Source organism: Serratia sp. CY83965 (genome assembly GCF_052166375.1).
GTDB classification, from domain to species: domain Bacteria; phylum Pseudomonadota; class Gammaproteobacteria; order Enterobacterales; family Enterobacteriaceae; genus Serratia; species Serratia marcescens.
In genome coordinates this window covers 855,647-870,795 of sequence record NZ_JBJNOV010000001.1, presented here as the reverse complement: position 1 = coordinate 870,795, position 15,149 = coordinate 855,647, and the positions used below count along the sequence as shown (strand labels likewise).

At 57.6% G+C, this 15,149-nt stretch carries 12 protein-coding genes; 1 reads left to right on the top strand and 11 read right to left on the bottom strand.

Translation table 11 applies throughout. The features are described 5' to 3' along the window. Positions 1-67: 67 nt before the first annotated feature. From ACJ8PL_RS04265 to cspE, 3 genes are all read right to left on the bottom strand, one after another. On the bottom strand, positions 68-1,294 hold the full coding sequence (locus ACJ8PL_RS04265) for a winged helix-turn-helix domain-containing protein (RefSeq protein WP_049300510.1): 1,227 nt from the start codon (positions 1,292-1,294) through the stop codon (positions 68-70). A 113-nt stretch (positions 1,295-1,407) separates the two neighbouring features. After that, positions 1,408-1,629: a cold-shock protein gene (locus tag ACJ8PL_RS04260; RefSeq protein ID WP_004928241.1), complete on the bottom strand. Its 222-nt coding sequence runs from the start codon at positions 1,627-1,629 to the stop codon at positions 1,408-1,410. A gap of 223 nt (positions 1,630-1,852) precedes the next feature. After that, positions 1,853-2,062, bottom strand: a complete 210-nt coding sequence (gene cspE / locus ACJ8PL_RS04255; protein WP_004928244.1) for a transcription antiterminator/RNA stability regulator CspE — start codon at positions 2,060-2,062, stop codon at positions 1,853-1,855. A gap of 525 nt (positions 2,063-2,587) precedes the next feature. Between cspE and hglS the strand changes: the two genes are divergently transcribed. Further along, positions 2,588-3,994, top strand: coding sequence for a 2-oxoadipate dioxygenase/decarboxylase HglS (gene hglS, locus ACJ8PL_RS04250; protein WP_442530840.1), 1,407 nt, complete (start codon positions 2,588-2,590; stop codon positions 3,992-3,994). Between the two features lie 2 nt (positions 3,995-3,996). Here the strand turns inward: hglS and lpxK are convergent, their stop codons facing one another. From lpxK to serC, 8 genes are all read right to left on the bottom strand, one after another. Further along, positions 3,997-4,977: a tetraacyldisaccharide 4'-kinase gene (gene lpxK / locus ACJ8PL_RS04245; protein WP_116403752.1), complete on the bottom strand. Its 981-nt coding sequence runs from the start codon at positions 4,975-4,977 to the stop codon at positions 3,997-3,999. Beyond that, positions 4,977-6,725: a lipid A ABC transporter ATP-binding protein/permease MsbA gene (gene msbA, locus ACJ8PL_RS04240; protein WP_110146850.1), complete on the bottom strand. Its 1,749-nt coding sequence runs from the start codon at positions 6,723-6,725 to the stop codon at positions 4,977-4,979. Before msbA ends, lpxK begins: the two co-directional genes overlap by 1 nt. A 35-nt stretch (positions 6,726-6,760) precedes the next feature. After that, the gene (locus tag ACJ8PL_RS04235) at positions 6,761-8,992 is read right to left on the bottom strand and encodes a ComEC family protein (RefSeq protein WP_423827189.1); all 2,232 of its coding nucleotides are present in this window, start codon (positions 8,990-8,992) and stop codon (positions 6,761-6,763) included. A gap of 315 nt (positions 8,993-9,307) precedes the next feature. Continuing rightward, positions 9,308-9,592, bottom strand: a complete 285-nt coding sequence (gene ihfB, locus ACJ8PL_RS04230; RefSeq protein WP_004928264.1) for an integration host factor subunit beta — start codon at positions 9,590-9,592, stop codon at positions 9,308-9,310. Between the two features lie 62 nt (positions 9,593-9,654). Continuing rightward, positions 9,655-11,328 (bottom strand): 30S ribosomal protein S1, encoded by a 1,674-nt coding sequence (gene rpsA / locus ACJ8PL_RS04225; RefSeq protein WP_004928267.1) that lies wholly within the window; start codon positions 11,326-11,328, stop codon positions 9,655-9,657. Positions 11,329-11,512: 184 nt separating this feature from the next. Further along, entirely contained in the window at positions 11,513-12,202 is a 690-nt protein-coding gene (gene cmk / locus ACJ8PL_RS04220; protein WP_028127992.1) for a (d)CMP kinase, read from the bottom strand. A gap of 262 nt (positions 12,203-12,464) precedes the next feature. Next, positions 12,465-13,751, bottom strand: coding sequence for a 3-phosphoshikimate 1-carboxyvinyltransferase (gene aroA / locus ACJ8PL_RS04215; RefSeq protein WP_016928320.1), 1,287 nt, complete (start codon positions 13,749-13,751; stop codon positions 12,465-12,467). A 113-nt stretch (positions 13,752-13,864) separates the two neighbouring features. After that, on the bottom strand, positions 13,865-14,950 hold the full coding sequence (gene serC / locus ACJ8PL_RS04210; protein ID WP_442530839.1) for a 3-phosphoserine/phosphohydroxythreonine transaminase: 1,086 nt from the start codon (positions 14,948-14,950) through the stop codon (positions 13,865-13,867). Positions 14,951-15,149: the final 199 nt, after the last annotated feature.

The following is a 15,149-nucleotide window of genomic DNA, read 5'->3' as shown; positions in this document are numbered from 1 at the left end:
TAGCCACTGAGCCCCTTTGTAACGAGCGACGCTTCACTTCGTTTTACCCCACCGACGGCGTCGCTCGTTATCCCACTTCCCAGCCGGCGCCCCATTCAGCGGCTAACGCGGCCGGAATGTCGCCCAGCGCGACGCGTTGCGCACCGTGCCATTTGGCCGTGCGCGCGATGGCCTGCCGGATATCCTGCGTTCGCTGTTTGCCGAAGCGCACCTGCGGCTCCGCATGGAAACTGATGATCTCGAAGATGCCCTGGCGACGGTGCGCCTTGGCGTCAATCCGCCCCACCAGCTCGCCCCGATGCAGCACCGGCAACGTGAAGTAACCGTAGCGGCGTTTTTCTTTCGGCGTGTAACACTCCAGCCGATAGTCAAAGTTGAACAGTTCGAGCGCCCGGCGGCGATCCCACACCACCGGATCAAAAGGCGACAGCAGGCTGGTGACCGTCGATTTCAATTTGCCCTGCTCCGCCAGCGGCAGCAGTTCCGCCAGTGATTCATGCACATAGAACTGCCCTTCCAGCCCCTCTACCTGCACCGGCGAAATTTCCCCCTGCGCCTGCAGCTCTGCCAGCAAGGCTTTTGGCGCCACGCGTTTCAGCCGATAATAATCCGCCAACCATTCGGCGCGAAAAATGCCCAGATAGCGGCAGGTGCGATGCAGCATCTGCCGGCGCGCCCGCTCCGCAGGCAGCGCATGACGCGCATCGTCCCAGGCCGGCAGCAGCCTTTCGGTCAGATCGTAAACCCGGTGGAAGTTGCGACGCTCGGCCACCATCAGCTTGCCGGCGGTAAACAGGATCTCCAGGTGCCGTTTCTCCGGTTTCCAGTCCCACCACCCGCTGTTGCCTTTCTTCTCGGCGCTGAAATCGGCGGAACGCACCGGCCCCTGTTGTTCGATGTGCCGCAGCAGGTTGTCCATCGCGGCCTGGTGCTGCTGCACCCAGTCGGCCGAGTATTTCCAGCCCATATCATGCGGCGCCAGCATGCGGTGGCGCAGCAGACCAAAATCTTCGATCGGCAGGAAACAGGCCTCGTGCGCCCAATACTCGAACAGCTTGCGGCCGGCGAGCGCCTGCTCAAGCCACTCCGGCTGATAGGTTCCCAAACGGCTGAACAGCACCAGATACGGGCTGCGAGCGACGACGCTAATGGTATCGATTTGTAACAGCCCCATGCGCTGGATCGCGCTCACGACGTCATCGGGCCGAGCCTGGCGTTTAAGCGGAGAAAGCAGCCCCTGGGCGGCAAGGTGCAACGCGCGAGCGGCGGTAAGGGAAATGGTCGGGGTGGTCATCCTGATATCCGTGGCGAGTAGGCAATGGCCTGATAATAGTGGATATCGCGGGATTTATCTTCGCCAGTGCTTGCGGGTGGCGACACCGGCACTGGCGAGGAAGGAGGATGCGATCAGAACGCGATAACGTCTGCCGCGGACAGCCCATGCGAGCTGCGATAGATCGAGAACTCAACGTTCTGACCTTCGTTCAACGACTTATTTTTGGTGTTGGCGATAGCGTTGCGGTTGACATAGATTTCGTCGCTGCCATCTACCGGTGAAATAAAACCATAGCCTTCGGCCTGATTAAACCATTTCACACGACCCATTTTTAACACAGTATTTTTAAACATAACTTATATCCTTTTACTTGAGCATCCTTGACAACGTCATTTTTTATATTGTCTGGACGCTACCAGCCCATCCTAAAGTTTTTCGTAACAAACCTCTCGTGAGCAAAAAAATAAAAAACCCGCACTAAGGCGGGCTTGTTGAACTTAATATCTTCCGCATGACTCAGCGCTGAAGCGTCACCATGGTTGTATTAAGATCTCTTTATACGCGTTCCCTGTCTTCTTACAGAGCAACTACGTTGGCGGCAGCCGGCCCGCGCGGGCTGTCCTGGATGGTGTACTCGACACGCTGGCCTTCAGCCAGGGTCTTGAAACCGTCGGTCATGATTGCGGAGAAGTGTACAAATACATCTTTGCCGCCGTCGTGCTGCTCAATGAAACCAAAACCTTTGCTTTCGTTGAACCACTTAACTTGACCAGTCTTCTTAGACATTACTTTTACCTTTAAATATATTTACAAAACCTGCCATAAGAGGCAATTGCGGCCATTTCAGAAACATTACTTATGGGAGGTACTTAGAAGGTTCGTCTTTGAAGCGGAATCGGATGATAACGTTTTTGGAGGAACTGCTTAACTCTAAACTCGAACATAAATAGGTCTGGATTACAGGCCGACTTGCATTTACTCATAAAAATGGTGAATGCACAAGAGGTTTATTGCAATAAATTCATCATTACGCCGAATTTATTTTTATCCCTCTGAATATACATGACTTAATTTAACGCTCGCCGCGGCCGATCCACCGCGTTCCTCTCCTCACCGGAGCATCATTTGCCCGTCTGAGCGCTGCAAATGAGAGCTAACGCATAAAACTCTAATATGCTTGACGCTGCTATAACAAATCCCAAATCAGATGGCTAAACTTGAGGGGAAAACAAGGCAGACGGCTTTTTCGCCAGCACTTTTGCCGCTAAAAACACGATTTTTCAGATTATGCTGAATCAAGGAGCTATGCGCATGACCGCCCAGCAGTTCGTTTCACCTAATGAAATCCGCGCCAGATTCTCTCACGCGATGTCGGACATGTATCAAAAAGAGGTACCGCTGTACGGCGATCTGCTGGAGCTGGTGGCGGAAACCAACCGACAGGTTCTGCGCGAAGATGCCGCACTGGCTCATCAACTGCAAATCACCGGCGAGATCGAACGCCTGGCCATGGAGCGCCACGGCGCGATCCGGGTCGGTACGGCGGACGAACTGGCCATCCTGCGCCGCCTGTTCCGGGTGATGGGCATGGCGCCGGTCGGTTACTATGATCTATCGGTGGCGGGCGTTCCGGTGCACTCCACCGCTTTTCGCGCCATACACGAAGACGCGCTGCAGATCAGTCCTTTCCGCGTGTTCACCTCCCTGCTGCGCCTGGAACTGATAGAAGATCCCGCGCTGCGTGCGCTGGCCGAGCGCTTGCTGGCGCGCCGCCGTATCTTTACCGATCGCGCGCTGGAGCTGATCGCGCTGCAGGAAGCGCAAGGCGGGCTGAATGAAGTGCAGGCGCAAGAATTTGTCGAACAAGCGCTGGAAACCTTCCGCTGGCACAACCAGGCGACGGTCAGCGCCGAAGAATACCGGCAGCTGCACGATCAGCATCGCCTGATCGCCGACGTGGTGGCGTTTAAAGGGCCGCATATCAACCACCTGACACCACGCACGCTGGATATCGATCGCGTTCAGCAAGCGATGCCCGGCCGCGGTATTACGCCCAAAGCGGTCATCGAGGGCCCGCCGCGCCGCCGCCGCGCGATCCTGCTCCGCCAAACCAGCTTCAAAGCGCTGGAAGAAAGCGTCGATTTCGTTGAGCACGACGGGCACGCCGTCGCCGGTCACCATACCGCGCGCTTCGGCGAGATCGAACAACGCGGCGTGGCGCTAACGCCTAAAGGACGCGAACTTTACGACCGTTTGCTGCAGGCGACCAACGATGCGTTGCAGGCGCCGCCGAGCGAGAAGAATGCCGAGCGCTACTATCAACTGCTGGAGGAAAACTTCCGGGCGTTTCCGGATGATTACGCCACGCTGCGTGAGCAACAGCTGGCCTGGTTCCGCTATTTCCCGACCGAATGCGGCCTGGCGGCCAAAGAGTCGCTGGATAAGCACAGCACCCTGGAACAACTGATCGAGAAAGAACACGTTCGCTTCCAGCCTCTGGTGTATGAAGATTTTCTGCCGGTCAGCGCGGCGGGGATTTTCCAGTCAAACCTGGGCGACAGCCGCCACACGCAGTACAACGCCGCTTCCAGCCGGGCAGCGTTTGAACAAGCGTTGGGCAGTGAGGTGATCGACGAGCTGGCGCTGTATCAGCAAACCCAGCAGCGTTCGCTGGAAGCCTGCGCGCAAGCCTTGGGACTTGCCACGCTGGCATCCTGAGATTACTTAGTCAGCAGAGATTCGATATCCTGCAGCAATTGCTCAGCCTGAGCGGAAGGTAGCACCGCATCAACCGGCAAATACCACCAATTAGGCTGGGCAAAGGCGCGACACTTCACCGCGTCCTTCTCCGTCATCAACAGCGTTTGATCGGCTGCAACCAGCGCCGCCAGCTGTTCCTGCTGATATTCCTGATGATCGGCAAACGCCACTTCCTGTACGACTTCGACGTTCAACTTTTCCAACGTCGCGAAGAAACGCGGCGGATGGCCGATGCCGGCCATCGCCACCACGCGCGGCAGCTCAGCCGCCGGGCGACGTTCACCGCTCAGCAGGTTCACCGCATCACGCGCCTGCAGGCGCATGGCAATTTCCCCGGCCTGCGCCACGCCGCCATTGGCGACGCGCGCATCGACGCTGCCAAGCCGCGCGGCACGCTCGCGCATCGGCCCGGCCGGCAACCACCAGCCGTTGCCGAAACGACGCACGCCGTCGATGACCACGAGCTCGAAGTCACGCTGTAAAGCGTAGTGCTGCAAACCGTCGTCGGTGATGATCACATCCAGCTGCTGTTGTTGCAGCAGGGCCTGCACCGCCTCAGCTCGCTTGGGCGCGATCGCCACAGGCGCACCGGTACGTTGATAAATCAGCACCGGCTCATCGCCCGCCTCACGGGTCGATGTATTCTGACCGAGCACCAGCGGATAAACCGCCGATTTGCCGCCGTAGCCGCGTGACACCACGCCAACGCGATAGCCCCGCTGTTGCAGGTGTTCCACCAGCCAAATCACCATCGGCGTTTTGCCGTTGCCGCCGGCGGTGAGGTTACCCACCACCACTACCGGCACCGGCGAACGCCAACTTTTACGCAGGCCGCAGCGGTAACTGAGACGGATCAGCCAACTGAACAAACCATAGAGCCACGAGAGCGGCAATAGCGCCAGATAAAGCAACGAACCGCCGGACCAGATACGCTCAATCATTATTGACCAAACTGCATGCGGTGCAGCTGCGCATAGGCGCCTTGGCGCTCAAGCAACTCGGCGTGTTCACCGCGTTCGACGATGCGGCCGTCCTCCACCACCAAGATCTCGTCCGCCTTCTCAATGGTCGACAGACGGTGCGCGATCACCAGCGAAGTGCGGTCTTTCTGCAGCTCGTCCAGCGCGGCCTGAATGGCACGCTCGGACTCGGTATCCAGCGCAGACGTCGCCTCATCCAGGATCAGGATCGGGCAATCGCGCAGCAAAGCACGCGCGATGGCAATGCGCTGGCGCTGGCCGCCGGACAGCATCACGCCATTTTCACCGATCACCGTATCCAGGCCGTTTTCCATCTTGTTGATGAAGTCCATCGCGTACGCCATTTCCGCCGCTTTCTCAATCTGCTCGCGGCTGTATTCGCTCTCGCGCGCATAGGCGATGTTGTTGGCGATAGTGTCGTTGAACAGGTGCACGTTTTGCGAGACCAAGGCCACCTGATTGCGCAGCGAGGCCAGGGTATATTCACGCAGATCGTGACCATCCATCAGGATTTCACCTTCCTGAATATCGTAGAAGCGCGTCAACAGGTTGGCGATGGTGGATTTACCCGAACCGGAACGGCCCACCAGCGCGACGGTCTTGCCTTCAGCGATTTTCAGGTTGATATCACGCAGCGCCGGCGTGTCTTTGGCCGGGTAGTAGAAGGTGACGTTACGGAATTCGATGTCGCCTTTCGCACGCTTCACTTCGCGGGTGCCGGTGTCTTTTTCCTGTTCCATATCCAAAATGGAGAACAGCGTCTGACAGGCCGCCATCCCTCGCTGGAACTGGGCATTGACGTTGGTCAGCGACTTCAGCGGACGCATCAGCGCGATCATCGACGAGAACACCACGGTAATGGTACCGGCGGTCAGGGTTTCCATCACGCTTGGGAAGCTGGCGGCAAACAGCACGAACGCCAGGGCCAGCGAAGCAATCAGTTGAATGATCGGATCGGAAATGGAAGACGCGGAAACCAGTTTCATGCCCTGTTGGCGCATGCGGTTGCTCACCGAGTTAAAACGCTCGGTTTCTACCTGCTGGCCACCGAAAATCAGCACTTCTTTATGGCCTTTCAGCATCTGTTCGGCACTGGTGGTCACCTGCCCCATGGTGTTCTGCATGTTCTTGCTGATGTTGCGGAAACGCTTGGACACCAGGCGAATGGCGATGGAGACGATCGGTGCCAGCACGATCAGGATCACCGACAGCTGCCAGCTGTAATAGAACATCATGATGAACAGGCCAATGATCGAAGCCCCTTCGCGCACCACGGTCACCAGCGCGCTGGAAGAGGAGGAAGCCACCTGTTCGGAATCATAGGTAATGCGCGACAACAGGGTCCCGGTGGACTGTTGATCGAAGAAAGCCACCGGCATTCTCATCATATGGCCAAACAGGCGGCGGCGCATTTGCATCACCACCATGCCGGAAACCCAGGAAATGCAGTAGCTTGAAACAAAGCTGGTCACGCCGCGCATCAGCATCAGCGCAATCACCGCCAGCGGCATCCACACCAGCACGCTGCTGTCGGTTTTTCCAAACCCATCGTCCAATAACGGTTTAAGCAGAGACAGCATCAGCGTGTCCCCCGCTGCGTTCATAATCAACGCAATGGCGGCCACAATCAGCCCGGTCTTAAAAGGAGTGATCATCGGCCAGAGTCGACGGAACGTCTGCCAGGTCGAGAGATCTTTATCATTCATCATGCAAATACCAGCATCGGAAGAAATAGCGGCCTATTTTACTCATTATCACCCTCTACGCCAAACCGCTGATGGTACCAACGGGGCATTAATTGTTCGCGAAAGCCTTTAATTTGCCAATCGTTGTCGAAAAAAAGTACCGATAACTGACCGGAGCGCGTCGTATCGCGCCATTGAATGTCATTTGCCCGGTATCTGGCGACCACTTTCCGCGCCGGCAATCGCCATTTGTTGTAACGCGATGCGGACGCCAGCGCCGCTTCGGGATTGACCGCGCGCAGAAACGGCGGCGTAGAAGACGTCTTGCTGCCGTGATGCCCCACCTGCAACACCGTGGCAGCCAAACGATCGCGCCGCAACCGTAACAGCTGCTCCTCCGCCTTCTTTTCCGCATCACCGGTGAGCAGCAAACTGTATTGCCCATCGTCGATGCGGATCACGCAGGAGTCCTCATTGACCGGCCTTTTGCGCGTTTTCGGTGGCCACAGCACCTCGAATTGCAGCGATTGCCAGCGCCAACGCTCACCGGCGACGCAGGGCAAGTGTCCTTCCCCGCGTATCGGGCTGCGCACCGTCGCCTGAGGAAATGCCCGCCGCATCACCGGCAGCCCGCCGATATGATCGAGGTGAATATGGCTGATAATGATCTGCTCCAGTTCAATATTCCGCCAGTTCAGCATCGGTAAGATATGCCGTTCGGCGGCGCTGCCCGCGGGCCAACGATCGCCGGTATCGTACAGTATCCCCTTGCCGTTTTGCTCGATAACCACCGCCAACCCGTGCCCGACATCAAGCATATCGACGCGCCAGCGATAGTCCGGCGCTTTGCCACGCCACAGCACACAGCATATCGCTATCGTCGCCAGCCCCGGTGCATAACGCCACCACCAATGAAAGCGCCAACAGACGACGATGAGCCACCCAGCCGCGCTGGCCAGCAGCGAGGCAGCCCCCAGATCCACCCAACCGCGTTGCAGGTAATGCAGCGGCACAAACACCCAGTACAGCGTGAAGTCCGCCAGCCACCATAGCCCGTAGCTTAACGGGGGAAAGAAGCCAAATATCACCGCCAGCAAAATCAGCGGCACCGTCACCAATGAGACAATAGGTACCGCCCACAGATTGGCGGGTAGCGAGGTCAACGTCAGGCCCAGAAACAGCGCGGCCTGCATCGGCACCAGCAGCAGCGTCATGCCGAGCTGAATATGCAGCCAGCGCGCCGGCGCCCAATACCAGGCCGACCGGAATCGCTCACCGAGCGGCGCCCATTCAAACCAAAAAATCAAACACCCCACCGCCAGCACCGACAGCCAGAAACTGTCTGACAATACCGCCAGCGGATCGCACAGCAAAATCAGCCCGATACACCATAGCCACACCTGCCAGGAAGAACAATGAACGCCGCGCAAGCGCAGCAGCATCCACAGCGTCATCGCCAACGCGGTACGCACCGCCGGCGGCTGGGCGCCCACCAACCAAACATAGATCAGCGTCGCCACCCAGCCTGCGACCAATGGAAAGCGATAGCCAATCAAATGGGCGGGCAGGAAAAACTGCAGCGCGCGCAACGCGGCCCAGAACAAAATGGCGACCATCGCCACATGCAACCCTGAAATGGCCATCAGGTGAGCGATGCCGGTCTTCAGCATCAGCGTGCGCAAAGCCTGCTCCAGCGCGGTTCGTTCCCCAAACGCCAGCGCCAGCAATACCGCCTTGTAACGCAATTCACCGATGTTGGTTTCCGCATGGCTGATGATGCGCTGGCGCAGCCCGCAATCGCCATCCAGCAAACGAGCCTGCCTGACCCGCCCCGTCAACGGCTGACGCTGGGCGACCGCCCAACGTTGGCTGTCAAATCCGCCTTGATTGAGCTTGCCATGTACCGGCCGCAGGCGCAGTTTCAATTGCCAACGCTGCCCGGCGCATAGCCGCTGCTGTTCGGGAGCCCACGTCGTGGTAAACGCCAGCGCAGGCGCCAACCAATGACCGTCGACCCGCTCGATGCGCATCAGCGTCTGTTTACTGGCGGCGGGTTCCAGCGCGACGCTGCTCACCTGCACCACCGCCGTCACGTCCGGCATGCGAGTTAAGCGATCCATTTGCCCGATCAGGCTGCCGGCGTTGAAAACCGCCCATATGAATCCCAATCCCAGGCAGGCCAAATAGCGGCAGAATGGCCTGCGCGTGCGCAGCAGTAAACAGACAACAAGCACGAGTGGCCACAGCTGCCATTGCTCAGGCAACTGCGGTAAAACCAACAGCGGCAGGATGCCGCAGATAACGGCGAGTATCGCCAGATCCAGCGAAATTTTGATCGCTCTTCTCCCATCGGCTCCGCCATGAGCAAAAGCGCATCACGGCAAGCAAGCAGGATCATTCAGGCGACATGTCACCGCCAGCGGGCTTTAACGAAGATGCGGTGAACATGGCAGGATAAGAGAGATCTATGCAGGAGCCACATCGTAAATGCGGCGTAGTACGCAACTCGCGAGCATATCGCGGAGAATTGCAGGCGAAAAAAAACGGCGCCTTACAGGCACCGTTTTATATTCTTTTCAAGCAACAACGCTATGATCAGTCAGCGACTAGCCATAGATATTGGCGCGGTCACGCAACTCTTTGCCTGGCTTGAAGTGAGGAACGTATTTACCGTCCAGCTCTACTTTGTCACCGGTTTTCGGGTTGCGGCCTACACGCGGGGCACGGTAGTGAAGAGAAAAACTGCCGAATCCGCGGATCTCAATGCGTTCGCCCTCGGCCAGCGTTGCGGCCATGTGCTCAAGCATCTCTTTCACTGCATCCTCAACGGCCTTCGCCGGAATATGAGATTGCTGGCCAGCAAGTCTTTCAATAAGTTCAGACTTGGTCATAGTACCTCCAAGCTTTGCAGCTAAACTACCGTATCGGGGCGGTCAGCGACCGCCCCCCGTCATTACTCGCCTTTAGCCGCTTTGAAAGCTTCAGCCATTGCGTTAGAGAAGTTGCCTTCTTCCTGTTTGTTGTTAACAGTTGCGATGGCGTCTTTCTCGTCAGCTTCGTCCTTAGCACGTACGGACAGGCTTACAACGCGGTTCTTACGGTCAACGCCGGTGAATTTAGCTTCAACTTCGTCACCTACGTTCAGAACCAGAGTTGCATCTTCAATGCGGTCGCGAGAGGCTTCAGATGCACGCAGGTAACCTTCTACGCCGCCTGCCAATTCAACTGTAGCACCTTTGGCGTCAACTGCAGTGACTTTACCAGTAACAATAGCACCTTTCTTGTTCATAGACAGGTAGTTATTGAACGGGTCTTCAGCCAGTTGCTTCACGCCCAGGGAGATACGCTCGCGCTCTGCGTCAACTTGCAGAACAACCGCAGCGATTTCGTCGCCTTTCTTGTATTCACGTACTGCTTCTTCGCCTGCAACGTTCCAGGAGATGTCAGACAGGTGAACCAGGCCGTCGATGCCGCCGTCCAGGCCGATGAAGATACCGAAGTCAGTGATAGACTTGATTTTACCTTCAACGCGGTCGCCCTTGTTGTGGGTTTCTGCGAACTGCTGCCATGGGTTGGATTTGCACTGCTTCAGGCCCAGGGAGATACGACGACGTTCTTCATCGATGTCCAGAACCATCACTTCCACTACGTCGCCCACGTTAACAACTTTGGACGGATGGATGTTTTTGTTGGTCCAATCCATTTCAGAAACGTGTACCAGACCTTCAACGCCTTCTTCGATTTCTACGAAGCAGCCGTAATCAGTCAGGTTGGTTACACGGCCAGTCAGCTTGGTGCCTTCTGGGTAACGTTTCGCGATAGCAACCCATGGATCTTCGCCCAGCTGTTTCAGGCCCAGGGATACACGAGTACGCTCGCGGTCGAACTTCAGCACTTTAACAGTGATTTCATCGCCAACATTGACGATTTCGCTTGGGTGCTTAACGCGTTTCCAAGCCATGTCAGTGATGTGCAGCAGGCCGTCTACGCCGCCCAGATCAACGAATGCACCGTAGTCAGTGAGGTTCTTAACGATACCTTTAACTTCCATGCCTTCCTGCAGGTTTTCCAGCAGTTGATCGCGCTCAGCGCTGTTTTCGGATTCGATAACCGCACGGCGAGAAACGACAACGTTGTTGCGCTTCTGATCCAGCTTGATGACTTTGAACTCAAGCTCTTTGCCTTCCAGGTGCAGAGTGTCACGTACCGGACGCACGTCAACCAGGGAACCTGGCAGGAACGCGCGGATGCCGTTCAGCTCGACGGTGAAGCCACCCTTCACTTTGCCGTTGATAACACCGGTTACAGTCTCAGCTTCTTCGTAGGCTTTTTCCAGCGTGATCCAAGCTTCGTGACGCTTAGCTTTCTCACGGGACAGCAGGGTTTCACCGAAGCCGTCTTCAACAGCATCCAGAGCAACGTCAACTTCGTCACCAACCTGGATTTCCAGCTCGCCCTGGGCGTTTTTGAATTGCTCAGCCGGGATGGCAGACTCAGATTTCAGACCGGCGTCAACCAGTACAATATCTTTGTCGATAGCAACAACGACGCCACGAACGATGGAACCCGGGCGGGTTTCGATTTCTTTTAAGGATTCTTCAAAGAGTTGAGCGAAAGATTCAGTCATGTTGTTAATCTTCAGGGTTCTTTAGTTTAACGTCCATTTAGCATCCCGCCGAATGGGGTTGTTTCACATACCCCGCCATTGGCTCCATGCCGACAGGGTTTAAGGTTACAGGGGTAAAATTTTACCCGATATATTGCGATACCGCTATGACAAATATGACAAAAAGCCAATAGCGCCGCCGCGCTTATTGCTGCGGCAACGCCAACACTTTCTGTGCATACGTCAACGCCTGCTGGATCACTTCCTCTATCGACATGCTGGTAGAATCCAGCACGAGGGCGTCAGAAGCGGGCACCAGAGGCGCGATAGGCCGATTACGGTCACGGTCGTCCCGTTCCTTTATCTCGGCTAAAAGACGTTCAAAGTTAACATTAAAGCCCTTCTCCTGCAACTGCAGCATGCGGCGGTGCGCGCGCTCCTCCGAGCTGGCGTCGAGGAAAATCTTGACCGGCGCGTCCGGGAACACCACCGTGCCCATGTCGCGGCCATCGGCAATCAGGCCGGGCGCCTCGCGAAACGCGCGCTGGCGGCGCAGCAACGCCTCGCGCACGCGCGGAAACGCCGCCGCTTGCGACGCGGTGTTGCCGACGGTTTCGGTGCGGATCTCATTGCTGACGTCCTCACCTTCCAAAATCACCTGCAGCTTGCCGTCCTGGGCAACGAAGCGAACATCGAGATGTGCGGCCAGCGGAACCAGCGCTTCCTCAGAAGTGATATCCACCTGATGATGCAACGCCGCCAGCGCCAGCACGCGGTAGATCGCGCCAGAATCCAGCAAACGCCAACCAAGGGACTCGGCCAACGCTTTACACAGCGTGCCTTTGCCTGCGCCACTTGGTCCATCAACGGTTATCACCGGGGCTGTAGCCGTCATTTCTCTCTCCTTCAGGTAGAAAACCTCACAGAGACACGGCGCGCTTCGACTCGAAGCCCGTGCGCTCTGCCACCTGCCCAATCAGGGGCAAATACGGTGGCGTATTATACGCTGCCCTACGGCAATCTGTTACCCTGGAACTGTCCGGTTGTTGAAAATAAGCGCACAACCGCGAAAAAGTATAGAAGAAACGCCGGTCGCCGAAGGTTAAAAACGATAAAGGCCCACAAAGGGGCCTTAAAAGAAACGATTTGACGGGTTACTACGCCGGCTGGCTGATGCGCGCCAACTGCTCGAAATAATCCGGGAAGGTTTTCGCGGTGCATTTCGGATCGAGAATGGTGACCGGGGTATCCGACAGCGCCACCAGCGAGAAGCACATCGCCATGCGGTGATCGTTGTAGGTACCGATCTCGGCGAACTGCAGTTTGGCCGGCGGCACGACGTGAATGTAGTCTTCGCCTTCGTCCACTTCCGCCCCCACTTTACGCAACTCGGTGGCCATCGCCGCCAGACGGTCGGTCTCCTTCACCCGCCAGTTGTAGATATTGCGGATGGTGGTCGGCCCCTCGGCGAACAACGCCGCGGTGGCGATGGTCATCGCCGCGTCCGGAATGTGGTTCATGTCCATGTCGATGCCGCGCAGTTCACCGCGGCTGCACTCGATGAAATCGTCGCCCCAGGTGATGCGCGCGCCCATTTTCTCCAGCACGTCGGCGAACTTGGTGTCGCCCTGCACGCTTTTGCGGCCGATGCCGGTCACGCGCACGGTGCCGCCCTTGATCGCCGCCGCCGCCAGGAAGTAAGAGGCGGAAGAAGCGTCGCCCTCAACCAGGTAGTCGCCCGGCGCGATATACGTCTGGCGCCCCTGGATATGGAATACCCGGTAGTTGTCGTGGCTCACCGATACGCCGAAGGTGCGCATCAGATGCAGCGTGATGTCGATGTAGGGCTTGGAAACCAGCTCGCCCTTGATGTGGATCTGCGTATCCTGCGGCGCCAGGGGCGCGGTCATCAGCAACGCGGTCAGGAACTGGCTGGAGACGCTGCCGTCAACGGTGACGTCGCCGCCCTGGAAACCGCCGCGCAGGCGAATCGGCGGGTAATCGGTCTGCTCGAGGTAATCAATCTGCGCCCCGCCCTGGCGCAACGCGTCCACCAGATGACCGATCGGGCGTTCTTTCATGCGGGGTTCCCCGGTCAGCACCACATCACCTTCACCAAGGCACAGCGCCGCCGCCAGTGGGCGCATCGCGGTGCCGGCATTGCCGAGAAACAGTTCCAGCGGTTGGTTGGCCACCAACGGCCCGGCCACGCCGGTCACTTCACACACGGTGCGGTCGGCGGAAAGCCGGTAGTTCACGCCCAACGCCTGCAGCGCATTCAGCATATGACGCACATCGTCGCTGTCCAGCAGGTTGGTCAGCCGGGTCGTTCCCTCCGCCAGCGCCGCCAGCAGCAGAGCGCGGTTAGAAACGCTCTTCGAGCCGGGTAAGTTGACGGTGCCATTGACCAGGGCGACCGGTTGTAACGTCAGGGAATCCACCATGTGAACAAAACTCTCCAATTCTGATAAACGAAACGGCTCCGGAATAATGCCGGAGCCGCTTTAATGCAAAAGGACAACAGCCTGAGCAGCCCGCGCCTGGCGGGCTGACGGAATCAACCGTGACGACGTTCGAAGTCGGTCATGAAGTCGGTCAGCGCCTGCACGCCGGCCAGCGGCATGGCATTGTAAATAGAAGCACGCATGCCGCCAACTACCCGGTGGCCTTTCAGCGCCTGCAGGCCGATGGCCTCGGCTTCGCTGAGGAATACCTTGTCCAGCGCCGCATCGGCCAGCTGGAACGGCACGTTCATCCAGGAACGGTTGGCGATCGCCACCTGGCTGCGGTAGAAGTCGGATTTATCGATGGTCGCGTACAGCAGCTCGGCCTTGGCCTGATTGCGTTTTTGCATCTCCACCAGGCCGCCCTGCTCTTTCAGCCATTTGAACACCAGCCCGGACAAGTACCAGGCGAAGGTTGGCGGGGTGTTGAACATCGAGTCGTTCTCGGCCAGCACGGTGTAATCGAGGATAGACGGCACTTCTTTGCGCGCCTTGCCCAGCAGATCGTCGCGCACGATCACCAGCGTCAGGCCGGCCGGGCCGATATTTTTCTGCGCGCCGGCGTAAATCACGCCGAAGCGGCTGACGTCGAGCGGGCGGGACAGAATGGTCGAGGAGTAATCGCCGATCACCACTTTGTCGCCGAAGTCCGGCGTTTCATCGATGGCCACGCCGTCGATGGTTTCATTCGGGCAATAATGCACGTAAGCAGCGTCGTTGCTCAGTTGCCACTCTTTCACCGGCTTGATGCCGCTCAGGCCGTCGATGCGGGTTTTCACGTCGATGACGTTCGGGGTGCAATACTTTTCCGCTTCCTTGATGGCGCTGTGCGCCCAATAACCACCGTCGATATAGTCGGCGGTGGCCTTGTCGCCCAGCAGGTTCAGCGGCAGCGCGGCGAATTGTGCGCGGGCGCCGCCGTGGCAAAACAGCACTTTATAGTTGGAGGGGACTTTCAGCAGATCGCGCAGATCCTGTTCCGCCTGCTCGGCAACGGCGATGAATTCTTTGCTGCGGTGACTGATCTCCATCACTGACGTGCCCAGGCCGTGCCAATTGCACAGTTCCTGTTCCGCACGACGCAACACTTCCACCGGCAGCATCGCCGGGCCAGAGCTAAAATTATAAACCTGAGTCATTTCCCCTCACCACATTCACTGTTCGCCGCAGAAAAGCGACCTGTCGAAAAGATGCCCGAAGCTAACGCTCGCGTTAACCAACCCATCGGTTTTATCACTCACGCCCCATGGCTGCAACGCTTATTCGCCCGTCGGCGGCAAACGGTCGCGCCGGGTGATGACAGGCTCTGCGGCCGTCGCGATTGTTTGGACGATAAAA